We start from the raw sequence: 23,574 nt of genomic DNA on the forward strand, positions 1-23,574 counted from the left end.
TCGGATACAACGTCCCGATTGCCATGCATTATCCCGATGGCGTCACCGGCCCGTCATCGTGAGGCAGCCGGAAAAATCCAACTTCCCGCGGTCCAGTTTTCAGGGAACAGAGCAGGCCGCATGCGCATGTCCGCCGGTCGTCGAGTACAGCAGGGAATTCCAGGCTCAGGCGGCAGAGGAGTTGGCCGTGCTGCCAAACGGATCGGCAGTCGTTGAGATGCTCGCGGACTATGCCGTGATGCGGGAACAGGCGCGAAACACCTCCTCATCCTGCCGAGGCTCCTCCGGTGAAGCTCTGACCCCTTTGGATTACATAGCCAAACGCACCGCTTGACGGAGTTCCGGGTGAAGGATCCAGTTACCCGTTTGTTCTTCGGTTGCCGTTGCCCCTCTGAAGCCGAGGAATGCGGTGCCTTCTGGGGTGCCCGGGGCGTCGTCATCTTGAGGACCAGAAAAGAGATATTCGGCGATCAGCAAGCCCGTCGCCGCGAAGGATTTGTTTGCGGAAGCCTCGGACTTGTAGCCTGCAGCGTAGGCCAAACGCGCGTCGGTCAGCCCGTCCTCATCGGCAAGAGACAAGGCCGTCAGCATGGCGCGCTGGGGGCCGGAAAGAGTGACCTGACGGACCGCTTCCAGATATTCCTCGACGCAGGGGACATCGACGCCGTTTTGAGTATCTCTGCGCCGTTCTCCCGTCCTTCGATCTTCCCGCGCGTCGATGACCTCGTGCAGCGCCGAAATCGCGGCCTCTTCGGTCGCGCCGGTCGCCTCGGCGATCATGCCCCGCGCTGTCGTCGGCGGCTTCGGAAACGCTCGGGCGACGAATGTCCCCGCGAGCCAGCCCGACTTGATCTGGTAGCGGCTGTGTTCGCCGAGCAGGATGGCGGGCGCTTTCTTTGGCTTCTCTGCGGATTTTTTGGCCTTGCCCATCTTCTTGAACGGGTCCTGGACGGCATCGGCTCGTTTGTTTGCAACATGGGTCGACATGCTTTGGCTCCTTGGGTTGGATGGGCGGAAACGAGAGTGCAGTGCCTTGAAGTCCCGTCAGACGGTGCGCGGATCGCATCTGTGTTGCCCGCAAGGCGATGAGGATCGAGCCCTCAGCCGAGACGGCTACGCGGTCGGCCGCTGCCGACATGCTGGTCTACAGGATCAGCCACACGACGAGAAAACGCCCGATCTTGGCGGCATCCACCGGGGCTTTGACGCTACGGCGTACCATGCGCCGGGTTTGAAGAGCATAAAAGCATACTGGAGACCGGCGCGGCGCAAGCGCAAGACGGGCTGCGAAGACCTGCAGCTCATTCCTGCGCTTCCCATTTAGGGACCCGGCGGATGTCATGCTTGCGCGGGTTGGCTCATGCACGACCCTGATCGCGTTCGGTCCCGCGTACAGTCGGGCCATGCGCGCAGAATGCGCCCACGGCCCCTGATTGATCACGCCAGGGCGAGATTGGTCGCGCTTTCGCGACCGTCGCGGCCGGTCTCGACCTCGAACGTCACCTTCTGAGCGTCGGAAAGGCCGGTGAGACCGGCACGTTCGACGGCGGAGATGTGGACGAAGACGTCCTTGCCGCCCGTATCCGTTTCGATGAAGCCGAAGCCTTTTTGGGTATTGAAAAATTTCACGGTGCCATTGGTCATATCCGTGGTCTCCTGTTCATATGCTGCCCACAGGATGCGGCAGCCCGGCAAAGTCAGACTGAGAGATCGACTGAAGCCGGATGAACGGAAGCAGAAGGTCGCAGAGAAAAACGCTCGCCCCAATGACATGCGCCCTACCGACGCGACTTACAAGGGTTGCCTTGCGACTTTGCGAAATTGCTTCACAGGCGATGACCGCTGATGGGGCGGCATTGAAAAGCCATCGAGGGCTCCCCATGTCTAACTTGCGTTATCGCTCTGCCGCGTGAGCAGGCGGGTTCACTTCCGCCCCTGGCCGTGACGCACCGTTTTCCCAGATCACGAAGGGGGGACGCCGCTGAAGGCGGCTCCGGGCACAATGCGGTGTCGGAGTGTTCGCCCCGAGTGCACCCCGAACCGACCGGGCACATGTGTGCGCGTCGGTCACGCCGGCCATGAGGCCCGGCAAAGGACTGACATGACTTTCAACGAACTTGGGCTCAATGCCCGCATGGTCTCACGGCTCGATGCCGTGGGGCTGAAGAAGCCAACCCCGATCCAGGAACAGGCGATCCCGCAGGCGCTGCAAGGCCGCGACATTCTAGGCATCGCCCAGACCGGTACGGGCAAGACCGCCGCCTTCGGCATTCCGCTGGTCGTGGCACTGTCGAAAACGCCCGAACGGCCATCGCCGCGATCGGCCCGCGGCTTGGTTCTCGCACCGACCCGGGAACTCGCCGGCCAGATCGTCCAGAGCCTTCAGGGGCTGACCAAGGATCTCCGCATCACCCTCGTCGTCGGCGGCAAGTCGATCAATGCGCAGGCCGAGAAGCTCGCCCGCGGCACCGACATCCTTGTGGCCACGCCGGGTCGGCTGATTGACCTGATGGATCGCGGGTCCATCGACCTCGGACAGACACGGTTCCTCGTTCTCGACGAGGCCGACCAGATGCTGGATATCGGCTTCATCCATGCGCTGCGCCGGATCGCGCCGAGGCTGAGCACAGACCGGCAGACCATGATGTTCTCGGCCACGATGCCGAAGGCTATGGCAGAGCTGTCCCGCCAGTATCTGGACGAACCGATCCGCATCGAGGTGTCGCCGCCGGGCAAGGTCGCGGACAAGGTCGCCCATTCGGTGCATTTCGTCGCCAAGGCGCAGAAACAGGATCTGCTGATCGAATTGCTGCACGGGCACCGCGACGACCGGGTTCTGGTCTTCTCGCGCACCAAGCATGGTGCGGAGCGGTTGATGAAGAACCTGGATCGCGCCGGATTCGCGGCGACGTCGATCCATGGCAACAAGAGCCAGGGACAACGTGACCGGGCCATCGCCGCGTTCAAGGCGGGATCGGTCCGCGTGCTCGTGGCGACGGACGTCGCCGCCCGCGGGATCGACATTCCCGGCGTTCGGCATGTCTACAACTACGACCTGCCGAACGTGCCCGAAAACTACGTGCACAGGATCGGGCGGACGGCCCGGGCCGGGGAAAGCGGTCGCGCGATTGCGTTCTGCGCCGCCGAGGAACTCACCGAACTCAAGGCGATCGAAAAGGTGCTCGGCACCCGTGTCGAGATCGCCGGCGGCCGTCCCTGGGAGGTGGTGAACGGCGCACCGCAGAAGAAACGGCGGCCGCGTCGGCGTTCGGCCGGCCGTCCGGATCGAATGGCTGCGTGACCTCGGGCCACGGGCATTGCGAGACCTGAGACAGAGACTGCGCTGTCCCGGCAGCTGACTGCGACCTGGACAAGCTTTCACAGCGAGGCGGCGCTTTCTCCGCACTAGGATACTTCAATGAACACTCCCGAATGGCTCAAACCCGGCATCTATGGTGCGGCGATCGGTGCCGCGGTCGTCGGTATCGGCGGCTTCACCTGGGGCGGCTGGGTGACGGGCGGAACCGCGCATGACAGGGCGATGGCGATGTCCCGTGACGACGTCGTCGCAGCCATGGTGCCGGTCTGCCTCGACATGGCGCAGGCCGATCCGGACCGCGCAGCGAAGCTTGCGGTTATCCGCGACACCCAGACCTACCAGCGCCGAAATGCGCTGATGGATGCAGGCTGGGCGACTGTGCCCGGCGCCGAGGCACCGGACCGCGACATCGCGCAGGCCTGTCTGGCCTCGCTTGACGTCGACGCGTCGCCGGAGCGCCCGGAAGCCGCGGCGGACGAGGGATGAGCGGTTTCATCGCCACTGTCAGATCACGTATCCCGACACCGGGCCTTGGTGGGACAGTCATCGTCGCGGCCGGCATGATCGCCTCCCTGGCGCATCCGGTCCTCGCGCAGGACGGCACCGGTCCGATGCCCGAGAATGCAGAAGCCCGGAGCTATGGCGGCGGTTGGAACTGCGCGCTCGGATACCGGGTGGCGGGCGAGGAGTGTGTCGCCATCGACATCCCGGAGAATGCTTATGCAACCGGCCGGTCCTTCGGTTCGGGCTGGGCGTGTCGGCGCGGCTACGAGGAAGCGGGAGGGACCTCTTGCGCAGCGATCCCGGTGCCCGACAATGCGTTTCTGCGATCCTCCGGCTATGAATGGCAGTGCGATCGCGGGTACCGGCAAGATCGCGAGGCTTGCGTTCCAATCGTCCTGCCTGACAACGCCTATCTCACCGACGACACCTCAGGCTCCGGATGGACCTGCGAACGCGGTTTCACGGCCAGTTCCAGCGCCTGCGTTCCGATTGCAATCCCCAAGAACGGCTATCTCACCAATGCGGACTACGGTGACGAATGGGCCTGCGAAAGGGGCTTCCTTGAAATCGATGGCCGCTGCGATCCCGTAGCGCTTCCGGGGAACGCCTTTCTGGACCCGGCGTCCCACGGCCCGGGATGGCGCTGTGAGCGGGGATTTGAGACCGTCGACACCGCCTGTGTCGCGATCGACCTACCGGCAAACGCGCATCTCGATCGATCCGGAAACACATGGCGCTGCGATCGCGGCTTTCAACTTGCAGAAGGGGAGTGCGTTCTTGGACGATAAAGTGCCCCGATCAGACCACGGCGACGCCTCCGGCATCCGGATGCGGATCGGGTGCCGTCTGAAATACCGGCTGACCCAACCCACACCACTCATCGCCATGTTGAACGTGCACTATTCGCGCTTCGGCGACCTGGAGCGCGCCGATTATCTGGTGACCTCGCCCAGTGTGCCGCTGGAAAGCTATCGCGACGGGTTCGGAAACTGGTGCACGCGGATGGTGGCGCCGGCCGGCGACTTCACGGTGTCCACCGACGGGATCTTCCGCGATAGCGGACTGCCCGATCTGGTCGCGCCCGACGCCACGCAGCAGGCCGTGCAGGATCTGCCCTTCGAGACGCTGGTCTATCTTCTTGGCAGTCGCTACTGCGACACGGATCTTCTGTCGGAAGAGGCGTGGCGCCTGTTCGAGAGCGCTCCGCCGGGCTGGTCGCGGGTGCAGGCGATCTGCGACTTCGTGCACGATGCTGTCTCGTTCGATTACATGAAGGCCGACGCGACGCGCACGGCGTCGCAAACGCTGGCAGGACGGCACGGTGTCTGTCGGGACTTCACGCATCTGGCGATTGCGTTTTGCCGGTGCATGAACATTCCGGCCCGCTACTGCACCGGCTATCTAAGCGACATCGGCGAACCCGAACCCTATCCGCCGGGCGACTTCGCGGCATGGATGGAGGTCTATCTGGGCGGCCGCTGGTGGGTCTTCGACCCGCGCAACAACACGCGGCGCAAGGGGCGCATCCTGATTGGCCGTGGCCGGGACGCGGCCGATGTGCCTCTGACCCAGACATTCGGGCCTAACGCCCTGACGCAGTTCGAGGTGTGGACCCGGGATGCAAGACACGACCCAGCCGAGGCGCCGCCTGTGTCTCGCGATTAAGCGGTAGCGTCCCATCGCAGGACGGGTGCGTTCGTTCGTCGTCGGCTCGCGAGGCCGGCCGCTCTGCCGGTGTTCCCGTCATGGCATCCCAAGTCACCATCCTGGAGAACCGAGATGACCAATTAGATCAAGACGGCCGCCGTCTTCCTGCGACCGTTCCAGCTTCCGAGCTTCAACGAGACCCTTCCGCCGGGAGAATACGAGATCGAGACCCAGCTGCTGGAACCTGTGGACTGGATCGAACCGGGCACATGGACGTCGTCCGTGCTCGTCCGGCTGCATCCGCGCGCCTCGCATCCCGGACTCAGCCGAACGCTCGCCGTCCCGCTCGCCGAACTGGAGCACGCGGTTGCTAAAGACAAGCTGACCGGCAAGGCGCTGACGGATTTCTTCCTCGAGAAGATGCTGGCCGATCCGATGACCCGCCTTGTCATGCAGGCCGACGGCGTGGCCGAGCAGGACCTTCGCGGCCTCTACTCTCCCCGGTCCGACCAAAGGCAGGCAGAGCAAGACCACCCGTCCAAGATGGGAGAGCCCCGCCGCGGGAGGATTACGGATGTTTCCGGCCCGCGGTTCGGAAGCGCGCGCCCGGGCATCGGAGAATGACAGCCGTGTCAGGCGGATCGTTCGCCGTCCACTGTGGGATCGACGGGGGGCCGCAGTGACCGATGGCCCGATCAATCTCGACGGCCGCAGGTCCGTTGCCGGACAGCGTGCGTCGGAAATGCGACGGCGCCCTGCGAACGGCCAGCCACCACTTGCGCTCTCTCGGCAACCTCACCTTGAAAGCCCCGAAGATCAGATGTTCGCGGAACCGGCGTGGACATGGGCCGAAGTCCTGAAAAAATGGCGTTTCCTTCTCGACCTTTACGCGATGACGCCCGAGGCTGGCGATGAACGCATTCAGAAATTCATCAAGCGCGCGCTTGGCGACATGGAACGATTGAAAAAGCGCGAGGAGCGGAAATGACGATCAAGTCTGCGGAGATCGAGTTCGGGTCAATCAAGGCCGCGGCCGACGTTGCTGCCGCGCGGGCCTGCCTGAGATGCAGGTCAACCTTCTGGAGCGAGGGGTTCGGCGAACGGATATGTTCCCGTTGCAAGGGATCGGCCGTCTGGCGATCGGCAATTCACGAGGGCAGCGGACAGGGTCGGCGGCGCTCGGGCGGTCGATCGTCATAGGTCCGACTGATGCCATCCGTCACGATTACTCACACGACACAGTATCAATATGGAGCTGAGGTCCCTCTCGGACCGCACAGACTGATGCTCCGTCCGCGGGAAACCCGGGATCTCATCCTGACGTCCTTCGACCTCGAGATCAGTCCGGAAGCTCGCATCGACTGGTCACACGACGTTGCCGGCAATGCGGTCGCGACGGCACAGTTCGTCACCAACACGACGTTGCTATCGATCCGGTCGTGCGCACGTGTGGAACTGCGCGCTCCGGTCTGGCCTGTCTTCCCGATTGCCGCCGCCGCGGCCTCGTACCCTTTCGTTTATTCACCCGACGATTCGACCGATCTCGGCGCCCTGGCCATGCCACAATATGCGGACGAAACCGGCCGGCTGTCGCGGTGGGTCGAGAGCTTTGTCATGGCACGGCCAACGGATACGCTTTCGCTGCTGAAAGATATCGGCAATGGCATCACGGCCCAGATTTCCTACCAGAGCCGGGAGACGGAGGGCACGCAGGGACCGCTGGAGACGCTCGACAGGGGATGGGGATCCTGCCGGGACTTCGCCGTGCTGTTTGCCGAGGCGACCCGGACGCTTGGCTTCGGGGCCAGGCTCGTATCGGGATACCTGTTCAATCCCGCCGGAGATCAGGTCGGATCGATGGACGCCGGTTCCACACACGCATGGGTCGAGGTCTTCGTTCCCGGAGCGGGCTGGATCCCCTTCGATCCCACCAACAGGTCGGTCGGATCCAGTAATCTCATCCCCGTGGCCGTCGCGAGGAGGATCCAGCAGGTTGCTCCGGTGTCCGGCAGTTTCCACGGCAGACCCACCGATCTGCTTTCAATGGATGTTACGGTGGATGTCCGAGAGATCTGAATAGGCGGGAGCTCGCACGCTTCTCTATCCGGGCGGCACGGCCCTTGAACTGCTGCCACAGGTCATGATCGTGGAGCCTGACGTCCGAACGACAAGAACGCGCGATGAAGTTTGGGCGTGCCGGAGTGACCCGGCCTCCGACACGCCCCGAACTGAACGCAGCCGCATGCGAGGCCGCGCGGCCGGGGAAAACTCAAGTCGACCTGGTGGGCCCCGAGCGGGTTCGCCGCCATCCCCACCGCCGCGCTCGATCCGGCCCACGGTCCGGCGTCTCCCGCGGTCCCCGCGCTTATCGGGTCCGGGTCCCCCTCAACTCTGCCGCGCCGGCTATTCCGCGTCGGCCGGCATGACGGCGTCCGTCTCGGCAATCGTCTGAAACTCGGACAGGAATTCGGGTCGCGTCTGCATCAGGTAGCGAACGACCCTGGCGTTGCCGAGCAGCTTGCCGACGTAGGCCTTGATCACGGTCAGATGCAGGTGATCCTGGCCGTAGGTGTCCTGGATCGAGGCGATGCCCTCCTGCAGGCGGGCGAGTTCCTGTTCCATCCGCGCCATCGCCTCGGGCGTGATGCCTTTCACCTTCTTTGGCTTGGACGCGTCGACCAGCTGGGCCTGCGGCGTGCCAGCGAGGATCGCCTTCACGTAGGCGACGGAGTAGGTGTTGGCGTTGACCAGCAGTTCGGCCGCCTCGATCTGCGCAGGGTCTTCATCTTGCGGAGCGCGTCGAACACGGCGCCCGCAGCAGGCTTGTCTTTCAGGATCGCAATGGCTTCCTCGGAGATGCCGTCGAGAAGCTTGATCTTCTTCTGGATGCTGCGCGTACCGAGATCCAGAGCGGCTGCGATCTTCTCCTCGGGTACGCCGCGCTCGATTGCCTTCCGGATCATCCTGTGCTCCTGGATCGGCGCAAGGCTACTGACTTGCCGGTTGTAGGTGAACGCCTCGTCGTCGGTGGAGACGAGGCACTCCACCTTCTGCACGCCGTCATCCTTCAAGGCCTCGATCCGCAGGTGCCCGTCGAGCAACAACCAGGTGGCAGATTTGTCGGGGTTCGGGACGACAACTGGCGGTTCGACGATCCCGATCTGGGCGATGGAGGCGACGATCTGCCGGTACTTTCGGCTGGATTTCGCGCTCTTGCAAAGGGTTCGCAGCGGCAAGATCACGTCGATCGGCAGGGTGACACAGTCGTCTTCGAAACCGTGGTTGACGCTGGCCGGGCGTTTGTCCGCGGCCCGTTTCATGACCAGGGTCCATCGCTGACCGCCTGGGCGAGATCAGCGGGCATCGTCTCCAGCCCCTCGGCGCGAAGCAGCGTCATGAAGTGCTCGTCCGCGCATAGCTTCCGGAACGCCTCGCGCACGAACATGAGCCGGCTCTGCGCCAGTTCGGCCTTCTTGATCAGCAATTTCTGGCGTGCCGCTTCCTGCTGATAGGCTCGGACAAGTCCCTCGCTGGTCAGCGCGCGTTTCGCCACCATCCGCCCGAGCGCATTGCTCTTGATCTGGGGCCCGCGGAGCTCGCGCTGCTGGATCAGGCGGCGCACAAGCGTCAGTTTCCGGCCACGCAGCTTTTTCTGAGTATAGGCGTCCATCAGCGCCTTCTGCGCGCCCTTGGCGTCGGTCTTGGAGATCTGGATGGCGAGGTTGAGCGGCAGCAGTCCGGTCTCCACGGCGGAGACGAGGCGCTCCTCGCCCTTCTCCAGCAGTCCGGCGATCATGTTCACGTATTCGTAGGAGACCCCGATCTTTTCGCCGATCTGGCGGTCTTTGTAGCCACGTTCGCGTAGCGAGCCGATCTCGCGCATCAGATCGATCGGGTTGTGCTGCCGCCTTGCGCAGTTCTCCACAAGGCTCATGACGAGGCAATCGCTCTCGTCGGCTTCGATCACGATGGCCGGGATGTTGTCCTGCTTGAGGTCGATGAAGGCCTCGAGGCGGCCTTGGCCGCAGACGAGGTCAAACTCCTGCGGATCGGTCCCGGCGCGCGGCGCCACGGTGATCGGGCGCTTCAGGCCGATGCGCGCGATGTTCTCCACCATCGCCTCGAAGGTGCGCCGGTTGCGGACGCGAGGGTTGAGGATCCGGATCCGGTCACAAGGGATCAGGGTCACCTGCTTCTGGCTGGTCGGCTCCATGTCGTCGGGCATCACGCCACCTCCGCGATCCTGGCCCGCGATGCGAGCGCGTAGAAGAAATCGAGCGTGTCGAACCGGTACGCATCGAGCGCGAGCCCGTTCTGCTCGGCGAATTTCAGTTTCCCGGAGGTCATGTCGATGCTGGGAAGCACGTAGTAGTCGCGCGGCGCCTCGTTCACCTCGTCCATGCGCACAGCGATGGTGATGTCCGGCACGAGGCCCGTGTCGAGGCGGATACGCCAGCGCAGCGACCCGGCCGCCGTCGCGGTGCAGCGGGCCAGAACGATGGACACAGTTAACTCGTCGTTGACGCGAACCAGGTCGGTATCCAGGTCCTGCACAGCCCGCCCGCCGTGGCGTGTGACCCCGGCGATGACTTCGGCCACGACCTGCGGATGCGCCTGCCGCAGGGCCCGGTTGACCTCAATGTAGCTGTAGTCCCGGTCGGGCTCGTAGCCAATCAGTCGATAGGCGCGCAGCAGGCTGCCGAAGCGGCTGCGATAGGCGCTGGAGGACGGAAGATCATCCTCCTCGTCGATGATCAGCCCGGACAGCATGCCCTGCTGCTTCAGGATGGCGCGCAGTGCGTCGAGCAATTCCCGGTCCGAGAAATGGCGGCTGCGGGCATCCACGATCTCCCGGGCGCGCAGGAACAGCGCCTGATTGACGATGGCCGGATAGGCGCCCTCGGCCCGGATCCACATTTCGCGCGGGTTTACCACCCGACGCTGCTTCAGCTTGAAGGACACCTTCGCGAAGACATTGTTCCCGATGTATTTTTCGTTGGTCAGCACCTGATGGACGGTCGCCCGGGTCCACGGCCGGTCGAGATCAGTGCGGTGGCCTTCTGCGTTCAGGACCTCCGCGATCTCCCGCTCGGGACGCCCCTTGTTCACGAACATCTCGTACATGCGCTGGACGACCCGCTGTTCCTCCTCCGGTCCGGGGACCAGGATCACGCGGTCGGTCTGCAGGCTCTTCTGCTCGCCGCGCGACAGCTCGCCCTTGGGGTTGCCGTGCTCGTCGATCAGTACCCGCCGGAGCCCATATCCGGCCGCGCCGCCCTGGCGATAGCCAAGCTCCACCAAGCGGCACTGCCCGGCAAAGACCTTCACCGACAACTCGCGGCTGTATTCGCCCGCCATCACGCGCTTTACGGTCTTCAGGAGGTTAGAGCCGATGCTGCCGTCGTTCTCGAACTGCTCGCCGCAGTAGTGGACCCGGATGCCGGCACGGGAACAGACGTGCCCGTGGTACGCGCCTTCGTCGGCATCCTGAAACCGGCCCCAACGGCTGACATCGTAGACGAGGATGGCCTTGAAGTCGGCCTGGCCTGATTGAACTTCGCCCATCAGGTTCTGCAGCGCCTCGCGACCATCGAGGCGCAGGCCAGAGCGCCCAGAGTCCTCGAAAACGCGCAGGATCTGCAGGCCGCGGGCGGCGGCATAGCTGCGGATGACGTCCAGCTGGTTCTCGGTCGAATACCTCTGGTGATCGGTCGACATCCGGACGTATGCGACGGCGGGCAGGTCGGGCTCTGATTGCCTGGCGCCAGTCTCCCTGCTTGCCTCACGCCCTCGCATCTGCCCGACTCCGGTTCACGGCGCAGCAATCCGGTCGGGATGGTCCGGACCGTTGCGCATGCTGCCGCAATCGTTCGAGCATGCGAGCGCCGGAAAGTCGTTTCCGGAAGAGCGCCATTCCTTTCCGTGCCCGGCGCATTGGCGGATCGCCTGCGGCGCGCGGCCGCCCACGCGCTCGATAATCTGCGGTCCCGTTTCGCAGTTCATATCCGCCACCTTCAAGTGAATGGTCCGTTCCAACAGGCGGCGAAACAGCACCGTCGCGGGAACAGATGGATTCTGCCGTTCTCATGGCTCTCCAAAGATTTAGCGGAGAGAAACATGAAGATGCGCGTGAAGATGGGCACAGTTGTGCCGAAGATGGGCACAGTTGTGCACCCCGAGGACGTTCCGGCTGACTATCGCGCCGCCATGGCCATGGCATTGCACGCCGAGCTCGGATCGACCCATCGGGCGATCAAGTCCGCCATGCGGTGGACAGGTGCCAGCGAGCGGACCGTGAAATACTGGTTCGCAGGCGAGCGGGGGCCGAGCGGCGAGCACCTCGTGGCGCTCGCGCGTCATTCCGATACCGTGCTGATCGCGCTGCTCGCGCTTGCGGACCGGTTGATCTTGGAGGAGGCCGAGGACCGGGAGCGCCGATAGGAGAAGCTGTCGCCCGGCCTCGCCACCCTTGTATCGTGTTCGATTTTGGTTATCTTGAATACGCGCCGAGCAGGGAGAGCGCCATGCCCCGCACCACCACCATGACCGTCCGCGTCAGCGGCGCCCTCAGCGAGTTCGTTGCGACCAACGTCGGCGAGGACGGCGCCTATGAGAATGTCAGCGAATACATCCGCGACCTGATCCGTCGCGACAAGGAGCGTGCGGAGCGCGAGGCTTTCGACCGATTGAAGGCCGAACTGAACCGAGCCTTCGCTGCGCCCGAGGACAGTTACAAGCCGCTGACCGCTGCTGAGGTGATCGCCCGGAACCGGACCTGAGTCCATGGCGATCCGCGTCCAGGAGACGGCCTCTGTCCGCCTTGATGTGATCTATAGATACACCCGGGACCGGTGGGGGGAGGCACAGGCCGAAACCTACATCACCGGTCTGTTCGCCGCCTTCGAGCAGATCGATACACGCGGCGTCATGTCGAGGCCCGTGCCGGCCGAGTTCGGAGTGGAAGGGTGTTTCTTCCGCTACGAGCGGCATTTCGTGTACTGGCGACGGCTTTCCAATGGCGACATCGGTATCGTCACGATTCTTCACGAGCGGATGCATCAGATGGACGAGGTATCGGGGGTCACAGCAGGGGTCACAGCATCTTCTGGAGGGTGATCGAGGAGACCCGCACGCCCTCGAGCGCCAGCATCGCCTCGAAGCGGTTGCAGCCATAGGCCGGATGTTCGAGCGCCAGCGCCTTGATCCGCTTGACCGTCTCCGGCGGGGTCGTTTGCGGGTGGGTCTTGTGGATCGGCGGCAGGTCCTTCAGCCCCTCGAAGCCCGTTCCCGGGCTTACGCGGCGCCACGGTCCCTCAAACCCAAAACCGACGTTTCCACTCGTAGAAGCTGGTGCGATCCATGCCGCGCTGGCGACAGGCCTCGGCCACGTTGCCGAGTTCTTTTGCCAGTTCCAGAACGCTCATGCGGGTTTGCGCGATCTTGGTCTTCGCGTCACGAGCCTTGGGTTTCGTCGCTTTCGCTGTTCCATCCATGGCCGGGTCCTCCTTTTCCAAATAGCATGGAAAGAAGGGTAAGTGGACACCTTACCGCTTTGGCATGGCATGACACTTGCCGCCTCCCGCCTTGGCCCGGTCGATGCCGCCGATCTGCCCGACTATCCGCTCGGCCCCGAGGACGACCTGAACGACGCGATGCGCAACGCTGGTCACGCCTTGCGATCCCGGACACGGATTCCGCCTTGGGGGACGAGACGCTTCCTGGGTGCGAAAAGGAACTGACGGCCCTTTGGCCGCCAGCGTGCAGATCCGCAGATCAGATGAATGGGTGCGGCTCAATAGCCGCGGTGGCCACGGTCGACGAAGCCGCCAACCTGTCTCACGCAATCAAGGCCGTTGTCGTCTTGTGACGGTCCCCCAATTCCCCCCTGAAAAGGTCTTGTGAAATATCTGTCAAAAATCGTCCTCAATATAGACTTATCATAACCCAAATTTGATCCAGCGCAAAGCGGAACCGAGTTGCCGGAAAGGAAACTTTTTGTTTCAGAAAATGACACCGCCCCGGGTTCTGGACCGGGGCGGTTTGTTTTCAATGGCTTGGTAGCTCACCCGGCCTTGGCAAGGTTGCGCAGAACGTAGTGCAGCACGCCGCCATGCTCGACATATTCCTTCTCGATGGCGGTATCGATCCGGCATTTGAGCGTCACGGTCTTCTCGGTCCCGTCGGCATAGACGATAGTGCAGGGCACCTCGGCCTGCGGTTTCAGATCGCCCGCGAGGCCCTTGATCGAGAAGCGTTCCTCGCCGGTCAGGCCCAGCGTCTTGCGGGTGTCGCCGCCGGTGAACTCGAAGGGAATGACCCCCATGCCTACCAGATTCGAGCGGTGGATGCGCTCGAAGCTCTCGGCGATCACCGCCTTGACGCCCAGAAGCGCGGTGCCCTTGGCCGCCCAGTCGCGCGAGGACCCGGCACCGTATTCGATGCCGCCGATCACCACCAGCGGCACGCCTTTCTCCTGCCAGGCCATCGCGGCCTCGAAGATCGAGGTTTCGGCGCCGTCCGGACCCAAGGTATAGCCGCCCTCGACGCCCGAGAGCATCTCGTTGCGGATCCGGATATTGGCGAAGGTGCCGCGCATCATCACTTCGTGGTTGCCGCGGCGCGAACCGTAGGAGTTGAACTCGCGCACCGGCACCTGCCGTTCAATCAGGTATTTCCCGGCGGGCGTCGTGTCCTTGAACGACCCGGCAGGGCTGATGTGGTCGGTCGTGACCATGTCGCCCAGGATCGCCAGCGGACGGGCGTTCTCGAGATCGGTGATCTCGCCGGGTTCCGTGCCCATGCCCTGGAAGTAGGGCGGGTTCTGCACATAGGTCGAGCTGGTCGGCCAGTCATAGGTTTCGCTGTCGGTGGTCTCGACCGCCTGCCATTTCTCGTCGCCCTTGAAGACGTCGGCATATTTCGACTGGAACGCCTCGCGCGTGACGGTCTTTTCGACCAGTTCGGCGATTTCCGCCTGGCTCGGCCAGATGTCCTTGAGGAAGACATCCTTGCCGTCCTTGTCCCGGGCGATGGGATCGCGGGTCAGGTCGATGTTCAGATCGCCCGCAATGGCATAGGCGACAACCAGCGGCGGCGAGGCCAGGTAGTTGGCGCGCACGTCGGGGCTGATCCGGCCCTCGAAGTTGCGGTTGCCCGACAGAACCGAGGTCGCGATCAGGTCATTGTCGTTGATCGCCTTCGAGATTTCCTCGGCCAGCGGCCCCGAATTGCCGATGCAGGTGGTGCAGCCATAGCCCACCAGGTTGAAGCCGATCGCGTCCAGATCTTCCTGAAGCCCGGCCGCCTCGAGATATTCGCTGACGACCTGCGAGCCGGGGGCGAGCGAGGTCTTGACCCAGGGCTTGCGGTTCAGGCCCAGCTCGCGGGCCTTGCGCGCCACCAGCCCCGCGCCGATCATCACATAGGGGTTCGAGGTGTTGGTGCAGGAGGTGATCGAGGCGATCACCACCGACCCGTCGCGCAGCTCGTAATCCTGCCCCGCGACCTTGGCGGTCTTGCGCGGGTCCGAGGCGCTGTCGGGGGCGGGCGCCTCGGCCAGCATGTCATGCGCCTCGGCGCTTTCGTCCTTGCCGCGATAGTCGGACACGACACGGAAGAAGGCTTCGGCGGCCTGGTCGAGCGGGGTGTGATCCTGCGGCCGTTTCGGCCCCGAGATCGCGGGCACGACGGTGCCCATGTCGAGATACAGCGTGTCGGTATACACCGGATCGTAGCCGGCATCGCGCCACATGCCGTTGGCCTTGGCATAGGCTTCGACCAGCGCGATGCGGTCCTTGTCGCGGCCGGTCTGGGTCAGATAGCGGAGCGTCTCCTCGTCCACCGGGAAGAAGCCGCAGGTCGCGCCGTATTCGGGGGCCATGTTGGCGATGGTCGCGCGGTCCGCGAGCGGCAGGTGATCGAGCCCCTCGCCGTAGAATTCGACGAACTTGCCGACGACACCCTTCTGGCGCAGCATCTGCACGACCTTCAGCACCAGATCGGTGGCGGTGGTGCCCTCGACCATGCTGCCGGTCAGCTTGAAGCCCACGACCTCGGGGATCAGCATCGAGACCGGCTGGCCCAGCATCGCGGCCTCGGCCTCGATCCCGCCGACGCCCCAGCCCAGAACGCCCAGCCCGTTGACCATGGTGGTGTGGCTGTCGGTGCCAACGAGCGTATCGGGATAGGCCACTTCGGCGCCGTCCTGATCGGTATCGGTCCAGACGGTCTGGGCCAGGTATTCCAGGTTCACCTGGTGGCAGATGCCGGTGCCGGGCGGCACCACGCGGAAGTTGTTGAACGCCTTCTGGCCCCATTTGAGGAAGGTGTAGCGTTCGATGTTGCGTTCGTATTCGCGGTCGACGTTCATCTGGAACGCGCGCGGATTGCCGAACTCGTCGATCATCACCGAGTGGTCGATGACCAGATCGACCGGGTTCAGCGGGTTGATCTTCTGGGCATTGCCGCCAAGCCCGAGGATGCCGTCGCGCATCGCGGCCAGGTCGACCACGGCCGGAACGCCGGTGAAGTCCTGCATCAGCACGCGGGCCGGACGATATGCGATCTCGCGGGCGGCCTTGCCGCCATTCGCGGCCCAGTCCGAAAAGGCCTTGATGTCGTCGACGGTGACGGTCTTGCCGTCCTCGAAGCGCAGCAGGTTCTCAAGCACCACCTTCAGCGCGGCGGGAAGACGCCCGAAATCACCGAGCCCGGCCGCCTCGGCCGCGGGGATCGAGTAATAGGCATAGCTGGCGCGTCCGACGCTCAGCGTCTTGCGGGTCTTGGCTGTGTCCTGTCCAACGGTGATCGGCATGAAAGATCGTTCTCCATCAGGGTGTCGCGCGGTTCACGAAATTACCTGCACGCTCTTGCCCGATCCCCCGGGGGCGATCAAGAGGGTGCGGCGAGATTTGTATACCGTTGTGCACAAAAATGTCCAGCCAAACTCCGGTCCTGCGCGGCCGATCCGCACGGCCCCCTCCCGAATCCTTGATTGGCAGGTGTCCGGGCGCTTGGGTACGAAGATCTGGCGAAGGGGAAATCAAGGCGAGTCTGATGCGCGCAGTCCTAACGGTCCTGTTGGCGGGGTGTGTTTCCTTTGCCGGTCCCGCCCGGTCGGATCCGAGCCCGGTGGTGGTCGAGCTCTTCACCTCGCAAGGCTGTTCGTCCTGCCCGCCCGCCGATGCGCTGATGGCCGAACTGGCCCAGCGCGACGACGTGATCGCGCTGGCGCTGCATGTCGACTACTGGGACTATATCGGCTGGAAGGATGTCTTCGCCGATCCGGCCTTCACCCGGCGCCAGAAGGCCTATGCTCATGCCGCGGGCAAGCGGTCGATCTATACGCCGCAGATGGTGGTCGAGGGCGAAGACCACGTCGTCGGCTACCGGCCGATGGACCTGGCCCATCTGATCGAGGCGCATGCCGTGACCGAAAGCCCGGTCACGCTCAGCCTGTCCCGGCAGGGTGACACGGTGACCGTGTCGGCGGTCTCGACCCAGGCCTTCGGCGAAGACGCGGTGCTGCAGATCGTGCGCTACCAGCCCGAACAGCTGGTCGATATCGAGCGCGGCGAGAATGCGGGCAAGTCGCTGCTCTATACCAACATCGTCGACGCCTGGACGCCGGTGGCGCGCTGGAACGGCGCCGATCCGCTGTCGATGAGCATAGAGGCCGCCGGAGGCGAACCCGTCGTGGCCATCCTGCAGCGTCCCGGACCGGGCGAGATCCTGGCGGCGGCGCGCCTGCGCTGATACGCCCCGTTGGCGTGACCGGTCAGCGAACCTTCCAGCGGCGGTGAATCCAGAACCATTGCTCGGGGTGGCGGCGGACCCGCGCCTCGAGACTGTCGTTCAGCGCCTGCATCATCTCGCGCGGGGTCGAGGGCTGCACCGGGGCCTCGATCTCGACATCGAAGTTCAGCCCGTCGGCCCGGCGCGTGGCATAGAACGGGATCAGATCGGCGCCGTAGCGCAGGGCAAGTTCGGCCGCCGAAAGCGCGGTCAGCGCGGGTTGGCCCATGAAGCGCAGCTCGGTCCCCCGGCGGGCATGCTGGTCGGTCAGCAGCACCAGCATGCCGCCATTGCGCAGATGCCGCACGAACCCGGCCGTGCCGCGCCGTCCCTGCGGAAAGACCGGGCCGCCGAAGGCCTCCATCGTGCGGACGTAATGGGCGTTGAAGAACGGGTTCGCCATCGGCCGGTAAAGCCCGCCGATCTCGAAGCCGCGCGCGACCAGTGCTGCCCGGGCCGCTTCGTAATTGCCGAAATGGCCGGTGACCAGAATCGCGGGGCGCCCGGCCGCGCGGGCCGCTTCCAGCGCCGCGAGGCCCGGCCCCCGGGGCTCGACCCCGGCCATCCGTGCGAGGAAAGCCCGGGTCGAGTAGTTCTCGATCAGGGTGCGTCCGGCATTGTCGGCCACGGCATCGGCGATGCGCCGCCGCTCGCCGGCGGGCATCCCGGGGTGGACCAACGCCAGATTGGCCTCGGCCCGGGTGCGATAGCCCGCAACGGGCGCAATCAGCCGCCGCGTGACCCACCCGCCGAAGGGCACACGGCGTTCATAGGGCAGGGCCAGCGCCGTGCCGATCAGCAGCCGCGCGACGCGGTCCGTCAGCCAGTCGCCAAGCCGCCGTGCGCGCCTGTCCCGCTTGCCCATCGGACCGGTTTCCTTTCGTGCCTTTGCCCGCTTGGCGGGACCGCGATGCCTCATGCGGCCCCGATGCGCCGCCCGTCAGGGGCAGCCCGCCGCGCTGGTGGCAGACATAATCGCCCCGCGTCCCTGCCACAAGCACCGGACCCTTCGGCCAGGTTTTGCCCGAGGCAGGACGGTCCGAGGGCTTCGGCGGCCGCCGGTCCGGGGAGGTTGCTGCGTTGCCCAAAGCGGCGGCGCGTCGCGCCGGGTGCGGAAGCGGCGGGGCAGGGTGCGGCGTCCGCGATCCCCGGCGCGGCCACACCTGGCCGCGCGGTTGGTCGGAGTGGCGGGGCGGACCCGAGGCACGATCTCATTCATCGCTCCGTCCCGCCGTGTCATGCCATCCGTGTCAGTTCCTGTGGATCGGTCGCGGGGGGGGGGGGCAGCCTCGAAGGCCGCGCCAGCGGACGGACCCTTCGAGCGACCTTCGTCGGCCAGCCCCGTGAGAGCGGTCGCCGGATTGCAGCGTCCAGGTGTTCAGTCCCGGCATTTGGTGGATCGGATTTCGGATGAATCGGTCCGGCTCTGACGTCCAGTTCTTGCAGATGTATTCGTAAGGCGTGAGACCGCCGAGGGTCTTGAGCCTGCGCGCGAAGCTGCAGGCCGCCAGCAAGTCGGCGAGATGGGTTCGCAGCAGGTCATGTCTGTCGTGGTGGAAGCGTCTGACGTTCAGCGGGGAGACGCGCCACTGGCGCCTTTCCTCATCCGCTTCACCCTCCTTGATCGTGCGGTTCCCGGCTCAGCTGCGCGAGCTGAGCTTGCGATCGCTGTATTGCCGATCGGACGGCGTAGGTGGTCGTGGCGCTGCCGTGACGAACTTGTCCTACAGGGCATCCTTCCATTCATGAGAAAGGGTCGCACCATCAAACCGCGGGATCAAACATCCAGGGCCACGCTCATGGACCAGACCTGACGGGCCGAACCCACCGGTTGGCCCCTCGACAGACGGCGATCTGGTCCAGGATCCGTGAAACCGCCCGCCTTGGCGTGGCCTCGAAAGCCAGGCCCTGCGGGCAGACCCGGCGGCTCATTGACGGGCCACTCAAGGTCCAGCCTCTCGGGCATGCGATATGGGCGGGTCGCAGCTGTTCAGAGCTTGAGGCGCGGTCTCGACGGTCAGGCCGAAAGAGCAGCGCGGATAAACCGATCATCGGCGCAAATCGTCGCGCGGGTCCTTGAACGCCGCCTCGATCGCGATGCCATTTGGCCAGGCGCAGCGGGGGCAGGGGCCGCCGGGCGCCAGCGCCGGGCGGCCCCTGTCATCGGTTCGGCCTGATCCGCCCGATATCAGGCAGCCTTGCTGGACTTCCTGAGCTTGATTTCGCCCGCGGCTTCCATGCCGCGGATCGCGGCGATGACATCGGCCATCGCGGCTTCGGCTTCGTCGGCGGCGGGAGTGCCGCGTTCGTTGATCTCGTCGCGCAGGGTGTTGGCCATCCGCTGGGACATGTTGTTGAGGATGAATTCGACCGCCGGTCCGGTCTTGCCGTCGGCGCCCGCCATCGCGGTGATGAGCTTGGCCTGTTCGATCGCCCGGGTCAGCGCAGGCACGTCGCGTTCGTCCAGGCGGTCGGGGATGTCGGCGAAGGTGAAGACCGCCTGACGGACCTTTTCGGCCAGTTCCGCATCGGTCTCGCGCAGGCCTTCCAGCACGTCCTCGCGGGTGGCGGCGGGCGCCACGTCGAGGATCGCGCCCATCCGGGTTTCCGGCGCGAGATCGAAGGCCGGTTCGGGCGCGGAATTGATCCGGTCGGCCAGCGCGCGGCCGATTCGCACCACTGCGGCAGGGGGAACCTCGGCGGTGCGCGAGATCGCGAAGGCGATGCGCCGGGCGTCGGACCCGGGCATCTTGCCAAGGGTTGCCGCGGCGATCTGGCTGGGCAGCTTCGACAGGGCCACCGCCGCAACCTCGGGGCTTTCGGCCAGCAGGATCTCGGTCAGCCGGGTCGGGTCGAGCCCGGCCAGCGTCGCCCAGGGGTCGCCGCCCCGTTCGGCGCCGAAGCGGGCGCGGATCGCGGCCGCGGCCTCGGGGCTGAGATGATCGCTGAGCAGGCGCATCGCCTCGTCGATCCCGCCCGGGAAGGCGAGGCCGAACTGTTCCAGCTCGATCAGGAATTCCTCGATCACGACCTGGAGCGTGTTGCCGTCGATATAGCGCATGTTGGCGATCTCGTCGGCAAGATCGGTCTGCACCGTCGCGGGCAGCGAATGCAGCGGAAGGTCGATCCCTTCGTTCAGCACGAGACGAACGATGATCGCGGCCTTCTGGCGCGACGTCAGGCCGGGAGAGGCAATGGGGGCTCCGAAACTCTGCACGTGGGTCTCCGTCTTCTTGGGGAAGAGGGTTAATCCCCGGGTGTTAAGCCAGGGTTATCGGAGACCGTCAGCAAGGAGGAAATTTGTCGGGACTGCGGCGGTTTCGCAGAAAAGGGCGGCGCGCCGGGTCGGTCGGGCGCCGCCGAAGGGCCGGATCAGCTGGTGCTCTGGTCCACACAGGTGCCGGTGGCCGTGTCGAAGGTCTGGCCTTCGCCACAGGTATTGGCGTTGATGCGCTTTTCCCAGCCGCATTCGGCCGAGGCGAGCGCGGGCACAAGCGCAAGCGCCGCCGCTGCAAGGATCGTCCTGGTGGTCATGGTGCATCTCCCCAATGAAGGTGGACCTAGGATAGCACCGAATCGCTTGGCTCCGCGTTCACGGAAATATCAGCAGGCGCGTTCCCGCCCGGAACCGCGCCGCCGAACCGGGCTCAGCTTTCGCCGAAGACTCGCTTGAACAGGGTGTCGACATGCTTGGTGTGATAGCCGAGGTCGAATTTCTCCTCGATCTCGGCCGGGCTCAGCGCCGCGGTGACTTCGGCATCGGCCAGCAGCTCTTCCTTGAAGTCCTTGCCCGCTTCCCAGACCTTCATGGCGTTGCGCTGCACCAGACGATAGGCATCCTCGCGGCTGACACCGGCCTGGGTCAGCGCCAGCAGCACCCGCTGAGACATCACCAGCCCTTTGAACTTGTTCATGTTCGCCAGCATGTTCTCGGGGTAGATCACCAGCTTGTCGATCACGCCCGCAAGCCGGTTCAGCGCGAAATCGAGCGCCACGGTCGCATCGGGCGCGATGCCGCGCTCGACCGAGCTGTGCGAGATGTCGCGTTCGTGCCAGAGCGCCACGTTCTCCATCGCGGGGACCACGGTCATGCGCACGAGCCGCGCGAGCCCCGTCAGGTTCTCGGTCAGGACCGGGTTGCGTTTGTGCGGCATCGCCGAGCTGCCCTTCTGGCCCTTCGAGAAGAACTCTTCGGCCTCCAGCACCTCGGTGCGCTGCATGTGGCGGATCTCGATGGCGACATTCTCGATCGACGAGGCGATCACGCCCAGTGTCGCGAAGAACATGGCGTGGCGGTCGCGCGGAATGACCTGGGTGGAAATCGTCTCGGGGACAAGGCCCATCTGCTTGCAGACATGCTCTTCGACCGAGGGGTCGATATTGGCGAAGGTGCCGACCGCACCCGAAATGGCGCCGGTCGCGATTTCCTCACGGGCGGCCAGCAGGCGGCGCCTGCCGCGCTCCATCTCGGCATAGAAGCGGGCGAAGGTCAGGCCCATGGTGGTGGGCTCGGCATGGATGCCGTGCGACCGCCCGATCCGCACCGTATCCTTGTGCTCGAAGGCGCGGCGCTTGAGCGCGGCCAGCAGCTTGTCCATGTCCGCGATCAGCAGGTCGGCCGCGCGCATCAGCTGGACGTTCAGGCAGGTGTCGAGCACATCCGACGAGGTCATGCCCTGATGGACGAAACGCGCCTGGTCCGAGCCCACATGTTCGGCCAGATGGGTCAGGAAGGCGATGACGTCATGCTTGGTGACGGCCTCGATCTCGTCGATCCGGTCGACATCGAAGACCACGTCCTTGGCCTTCCAGACGGCTTCGGCATTCTCCTTCGGGATCACCCCCAGCGCGGCCTGGGCGTCGCAGGCATGGGCCTCGATCTCGTACCAGATGCGGAACTTGGTGGCGGGGTCCCAGATGGCGGTCATCTCGGGGCGGGCATAGCGGGGGATCATGGGCGCAGCCTTCGCTTGGACGTGGGTTCGCGGTCTGATACCGCCTGCGGTCAGGCGCGGCAAGAAGCGGGGGCAGGGTGCCGGAACTTGAGGATTTCGAGGGAGCTTGGCTGCTGACGCGCCGGATCGACGACCGGCTGACCGGGCAGGTGCTGCGGCTGACGGGCCGGGCGGTCTTCGCGCCCGATGACGCGGGGCTTGTCTACGACGAAACCGGGCGGCTCGAACTTCCCGGTCAGGCCGCGGCGGTCGCGACAAGGCGCTATCTCTGGCGCGCGGGCGCCGCGGGGATCGAGGTCTTCTTTGAGGATGGCCGCTTCTTTCATGCGCTGGGTCCGGGCGACCGTCCCGAGGCGCGGCACGACTGCGCGCCCGATCTTTACCGCGTCCGCTACGATTTCGCCGCCTGGCCCTGCTGGTCGAGCCGCTGGGAGGTGCATGGCCCGCGCAAGAATTATGCGATGGAGAGCGAATACCGGCCCGAATCTTAGCCGAGGGCCGTCGTCGCGTCCCGCCGGGTCTTGCGCCGGAAGCGACGCTCGGGCAATACGGGGCGCAACGGATGCAACGGGAGTGACCGTAATGGCGTATGCCCTGACCGAAAAGGTCCTTGTCGACAACATCATGCCCCGGAACGGCGCGCTTCGCGTGGCGCGGGACGCGGCTCTGGTCGTGGCCGGGATCGCGATCCTGGCGCTGGCGGCCCATATCAAGGTGCCGATGATCCCGGTGCCGATGACCATGACCACCTTCGCGGTGCTGACGCTGGGCGCCGCCTACGGGCCGCGGCTGGGTCTGATCACCATCCTCGGCTACATGGGTGTCGGCGCGCTGGGCTTCGACGTCTTCGCCGGCTCTTCGGCCGAGCTGTCGGGGCTGACCTACATGATGGGCTCGACCGGCGGCTATCTCGTCGGTTACGTGCTGGCCACCCTTGCGCTTGGCACCTTCGCCCGCGCCGGCTGGGATCGCTCGATGGGCCGGATGGCCGTGGCGATGCTCGTCGGCAACGTGGTGCTCTATGTTCCGGGCCTGATCTGGCTCGGCCAGCTTTATGGCTGGGACCAGCCGATCCTGGCCTGGGGCCTGACGCCCTTCCTGCTGGGCGATGCGCTGAAACTGGCGCTGGCCGCGCTGGCGGTTCCGGCGGTCTGGCGGCTGATCGGCCGCGACTGATCGCCCCAAGATACGGCATTTCGGAAAGGGCGCGGCCTGCGGGGCGCGCCTTTTTCGTTTTCGCCCCCGGGCCTGAGCCACGGTCCCTTGACGGGACTTGCCGAGGCACCCGCCGCGGGCTCTGATCGGCCCATGACCCAAGCCGCGCCGATCCTCCAGACAACGCTGCCCTACACCGCT

Annotated in this window: 24 protein-coding genes and 3 pseudogenes; 14 read left to right on the plus strand and 13 right to left on the minus strand. The window is 65.1% G+C overall.

Annotated elements, in window-relative coordinates; translation table 11 throughout:
* The coding region (locus EV657_RS22355; RefSeq protein ID WP_425057271.1) for a hypothetical protein at nt 1–334 on the plus strand (334 nt) is incomplete at its 5' end.
* On the opposite strand, the gene EV657_RS18940 is transcribed toward EV657_RS22355, so the two are convergent.
* Together EV657_RS18940 and EV657_RS18945 are read right to left on the minus strand one after the other, a co-directional pair.
* Nucleotides 310–987 (minus strand): hypothetical protein, encoded by a 678-nt coding sequence (locus EV657_RS18940; protein ID WP_134079349.1) that lies wholly within the window; start codon nt 985–987, stop codon nt 310–312. The genes EV657_RS22355 and EV657_RS18940 overlap by 25 nt on opposite strands.
* 450 nt (nt 988–1,437) lie before the next feature.
* The gene (locus EV657_RS18945) at nt 1,438–1,644 is read right to left on the minus strand and encodes a cold-shock protein (RefSeq protein ID WP_134079351.1); all 207 of its coding nucleotides are present in this window, start codon (nt 1,642–1,644) and stop codon (nt 1,438–1,440) included.
* Between the two features lie 457 nt (nt 1,645–2,101).
* On the opposite strand from EV657_RS18945, the gene EV657_RS18950 reads away from it, so the two are divergent.
* The 7 genes from EV657_RS18950 (at nt 2,102) to EV657_RS18980 (ending at nt 7,546) form a co-directional block, all read left to right on the plus strand.
* Nucleotides 2,102–3,301 carry a DEAD/DEAH box helicase gene (locus EV657_RS18950; protein WP_134079353.1) on the plus strand — a complete coding sequence of 400 codons (1,200 nt, stop codon included), beginning with the start codon at nt 2,102–2,104 and terminating at the stop codon, nt 3,299–3,301.
* 117 nt (nt 3,302–3,418) lie between these two features.
* Complete coding sequence (locus EV657_RS18955) at nt 3,419–3,805, plus strand: hypothetical protein (protein WP_075784999.1); 387 nt, start codon at nt 3,419–3,421, stop codon at nt 3,803–3,805.
* Complete coding sequence (locus EV657_RS18960) at nt 3,802–4,611, plus strand: hypothetical protein (protein WP_134079355.1); 810 nt, start codon at nt 3,802–3,804, stop codon at nt 4,609–4,611. Before EV657_RS18955 ends, EV657_RS18960 begins: the two co-directional genes overlap by 4 nt.
* Nucleotides 4,612–4,645: 34 nt before the next feature.
* A complete protein-coding gene (locus EV657_RS18965) occupies nt 4,646–5,488 on the plus strand; it encodes a transglutaminase-like domain-containing protein (RefSeq protein WP_075787501.1) in 843 nt (280 codons plus the stop codon).
* 228 nt (nt 5,489–5,716) lie between these two features.
* Nucleotides 5,717–6,094, plus strand: coding sequence for a hypothetical protein (locus EV657_RS18970; protein WP_208323308.1), 378 nt, complete (start codon nt 5,717–5,719; stop codon nt 6,092–6,094).
* A gap of 55 nt (nt 6,095–6,149) precedes the next feature.
* The gene (locus tag EV657_RS18975; protein ID WP_134079356.1) at nt 6,150–6,458 is read left to right on the plus strand and encodes a hypothetical protein; all 309 of its coding nucleotides are present in this window, start codon (nt 6,150–6,152) and stop codon (nt 6,456–6,458) included.
* Nucleotides 6,459–6,679: 221 nt separating this feature from the next.
* Entirely contained in the window at nt 6,680–7,546 is an 867-nt protein-coding gene (locus tag EV657_RS18980) for a transglutaminase family protein (protein ID WP_075785001.1), read from the plus strand.
* A gap of 327 nt (nt 7,547–7,873) precedes the next feature.
* Here the strand turns inward: EV657_RS18980 and EV657_RS18985 are convergent.
* From EV657_RS18985 to EV657_RS19000, 4 genes and pseudogenes are all read right to left on the minus strand, one after another.
* Nucleotides 7,874–8,790: pseudogene (locus EV657_RS18985) on the minus strand (plasmid partitioning protein RepB C-terminal domain-containing protein).
* A complete protein-coding gene (locus tag EV657_RS18990) occupies nt 8,787–9,695 on the minus strand; it encodes a plasmid partitioning protein RepB C-terminal domain-containing protein (protein WP_113669923.1) in 909 nt (302 codons plus the stop codon). Before EV657_RS18990 ends, EV657_RS18985 begins: the two are co-directional and overlap by 4 nt.
* Nucleotides 9,695–11,266, minus strand: a complete 1,572-nt coding sequence (locus tag EV657_RS18995) for a recombinase family protein (RefSeq protein WP_134079358.1) — start codon at nt 11,264–11,266, stop codon at nt 9,695–9,697. Before EV657_RS18995 ends, EV657_RS18990 begins: the two co-directional genes overlap by 1 nt.
* 15 nt (nt 11,267–11,281) lie before the next feature.
* Nucleotides 11,282–11,482, minus strand: a complete 201-nt coding sequence (locus tag EV657_RS19000) for a hypothetical protein (RefSeq protein WP_243837740.1) — start codon at nt 11,480–11,482, stop codon at nt 11,282–11,284.
* 105 nt (nt 11,483–11,587) lie between these two features.
* Here EV657_RS19000 and EV657_RS19005 point away from each other — a divergent pair, with 105 nt between their 5' ends.
* From EV657_RS19005 to EV657_RS19015, 3 genes are all read left to right on the plus strand, one after another.
* Nucleotides 11,588–11,911: an XRE family transcriptional regulator gene (locus tag EV657_RS19005; RefSeq protein WP_134079362.1), complete on the plus strand. Its 324-nt coding sequence runs from the start codon at nt 11,588–11,590 to the stop codon at nt 11,909–11,911.
* An 83-nt stretch (nt 11,912–11,994) separates the two neighbouring features.
* Nucleotides 11,995–12,249, plus strand: a complete 255-nt coding sequence (locus tag EV657_RS19010) for a ribbon-helix-helix domain-containing protein (RefSeq protein WP_075785007.1) — start codon at nt 11,995–11,997, stop codon at nt 12,247–12,249.
* 4 nt (nt 12,250–12,253) lie between these two features.
* Nucleotides 12,254–12,586 carry a type II toxin-antitoxin system RelE/ParE family toxin gene (locus tag EV657_RS19015; protein ID WP_134079363.1) on the plus strand — a complete coding sequence of 111 codons (333 nt, stop codon included), beginning with the start codon at nt 12,254–12,256 and terminating at the stop codon, nt 12,584–12,586.
* On the opposite strand, the pseudogene EV657_RS19020 reads toward EV657_RS19015, so the two are convergent.
* Together EV657_RS19020 and acnA are read right to left on the minus strand one after the other, a co-directional pair.
* Nucleotides 12,567–12,963, minus strand: a pseudogene (locus EV657_RS19020) (IS481 family transposase); the annotation flags it as partial. The gene EV657_RS19015 and the pseudogene EV657_RS19020 overlap by 20 nt on opposite strands.
* A 569-nt stretch (nt 12,964–13,532) precedes the next feature.
* Nucleotides 13,533–16,283, minus strand: coding sequence for an aconitate hydratase AcnA (gene acnA / locus EV657_RS19030; protein WP_134079366.1), 2,751 nt, complete (start codon nt 16,281–16,283; stop codon nt 13,533–13,535).
* Between the two features lie 242 nt (nt 16,284–16,525).
* On the opposite strand from acnA, the gene EV657_RS19035 reads away from it, so the two are divergent.
* Entirely contained in the window at nt 16,526–17,224 is a 699-nt protein-coding gene (locus tag EV657_RS19035; protein WP_075785011.1) for a DUF1223 domain-containing protein, read from the plus strand.
* Nucleotides 17,225–17,246: 22 nt separating this feature from the next.
* On the opposite strand, the gene EV657_RS19040 is transcribed toward EV657_RS19035, so the two are convergent.
* The 5 genes and pseudogenes from EV657_RS19040 to purB all read right to left on the minus strand — a co-directional run bounded on the left by EV657_RS19040 (nt 17,247) and on the right by purB (nt 22,218).
* Nucleotides 17,247–18,128, minus strand: a complete 882-nt coding sequence (locus tag EV657_RS19040; RefSeq protein ID WP_134079368.1) for a lysophospholipid acyltransferase family protein — start codon at nt 18,126–18,128, stop codon at nt 17,247–17,249.
* A gap of 508 nt (nt 18,129–18,636) precedes the next feature.
* A pseudogene (locus tag EV657_RS19045) lies at nt 18,637–18,831 on the minus strand (IS481 family transposase); the annotation flags it as partial.
* A 620-nt stretch (nt 18,832–19,451) separates the two neighbouring features.
* Entirely contained in the window at nt 19,452–20,480 is a 1,029-nt protein-coding gene (locus EV657_RS19055) for a FliG C-terminal domain-containing protein (protein WP_075785013.1), read from the minus strand.
* Nucleotides 20,481–20,635: 155 nt separating this feature from the next.
* Nucleotides 20,636–20,797: a hypothetical protein gene (locus EV657_RS21700; RefSeq protein WP_165828132.1), complete on the minus strand. Its 162-nt coding sequence runs from the start codon at nt 20,795–20,797 to the stop codon at nt 20,636–20,638.
* Between the two features lie 113 nt (nt 20,798–20,910).
* Nucleotides 20,911–22,218: an adenylosuccinate lyase gene (gene purB / locus EV657_RS19060; RefSeq protein WP_134079370.1), complete on the minus strand. Its 1,308-nt coding sequence runs from the start codon at nt 22,216–22,218 to the stop codon at nt 20,911–20,913.
* Nucleotides 22,219–22,295: 77 nt separating this feature from the next.
* On the opposite strand from purB, the gene EV657_RS19065 reads away from it, so the two are divergent.
* Both EV657_RS19065 and EV657_RS19070 read left to right on the plus strand, forming a co-directional pair.
* Nucleotides 22,296–22,709, plus strand: a complete 414-nt coding sequence (locus EV657_RS19065; protein WP_134079372.1) for a DUF6314 family protein — start codon at nt 22,296–22,298, stop codon at nt 22,707–22,709.
* Between the two features lie 133 nt (nt 22,710–22,842).
* Entirely contained in the window at nt 22,843–23,394 is a 552-nt protein-coding gene (locus EV657_RS19070; protein ID WP_237399888.1) for a biotin transporter BioY, read from the plus strand.
* The last annotated feature ends 180 nt before the right edge of the window (nt 23,395–23,574 follow it).

Origin of the sequence: Rhodovulum visakhapatnamense (assembly GCF_004365965.1) — a bacterium.
GTDB classification, from domain to species: Bacteria; Pseudomonadota; Alphaproteobacteria; order Rhodobacterales; family Rhodobacteraceae; genus Rhodovulum; species Rhodovulum visakhapatnamense.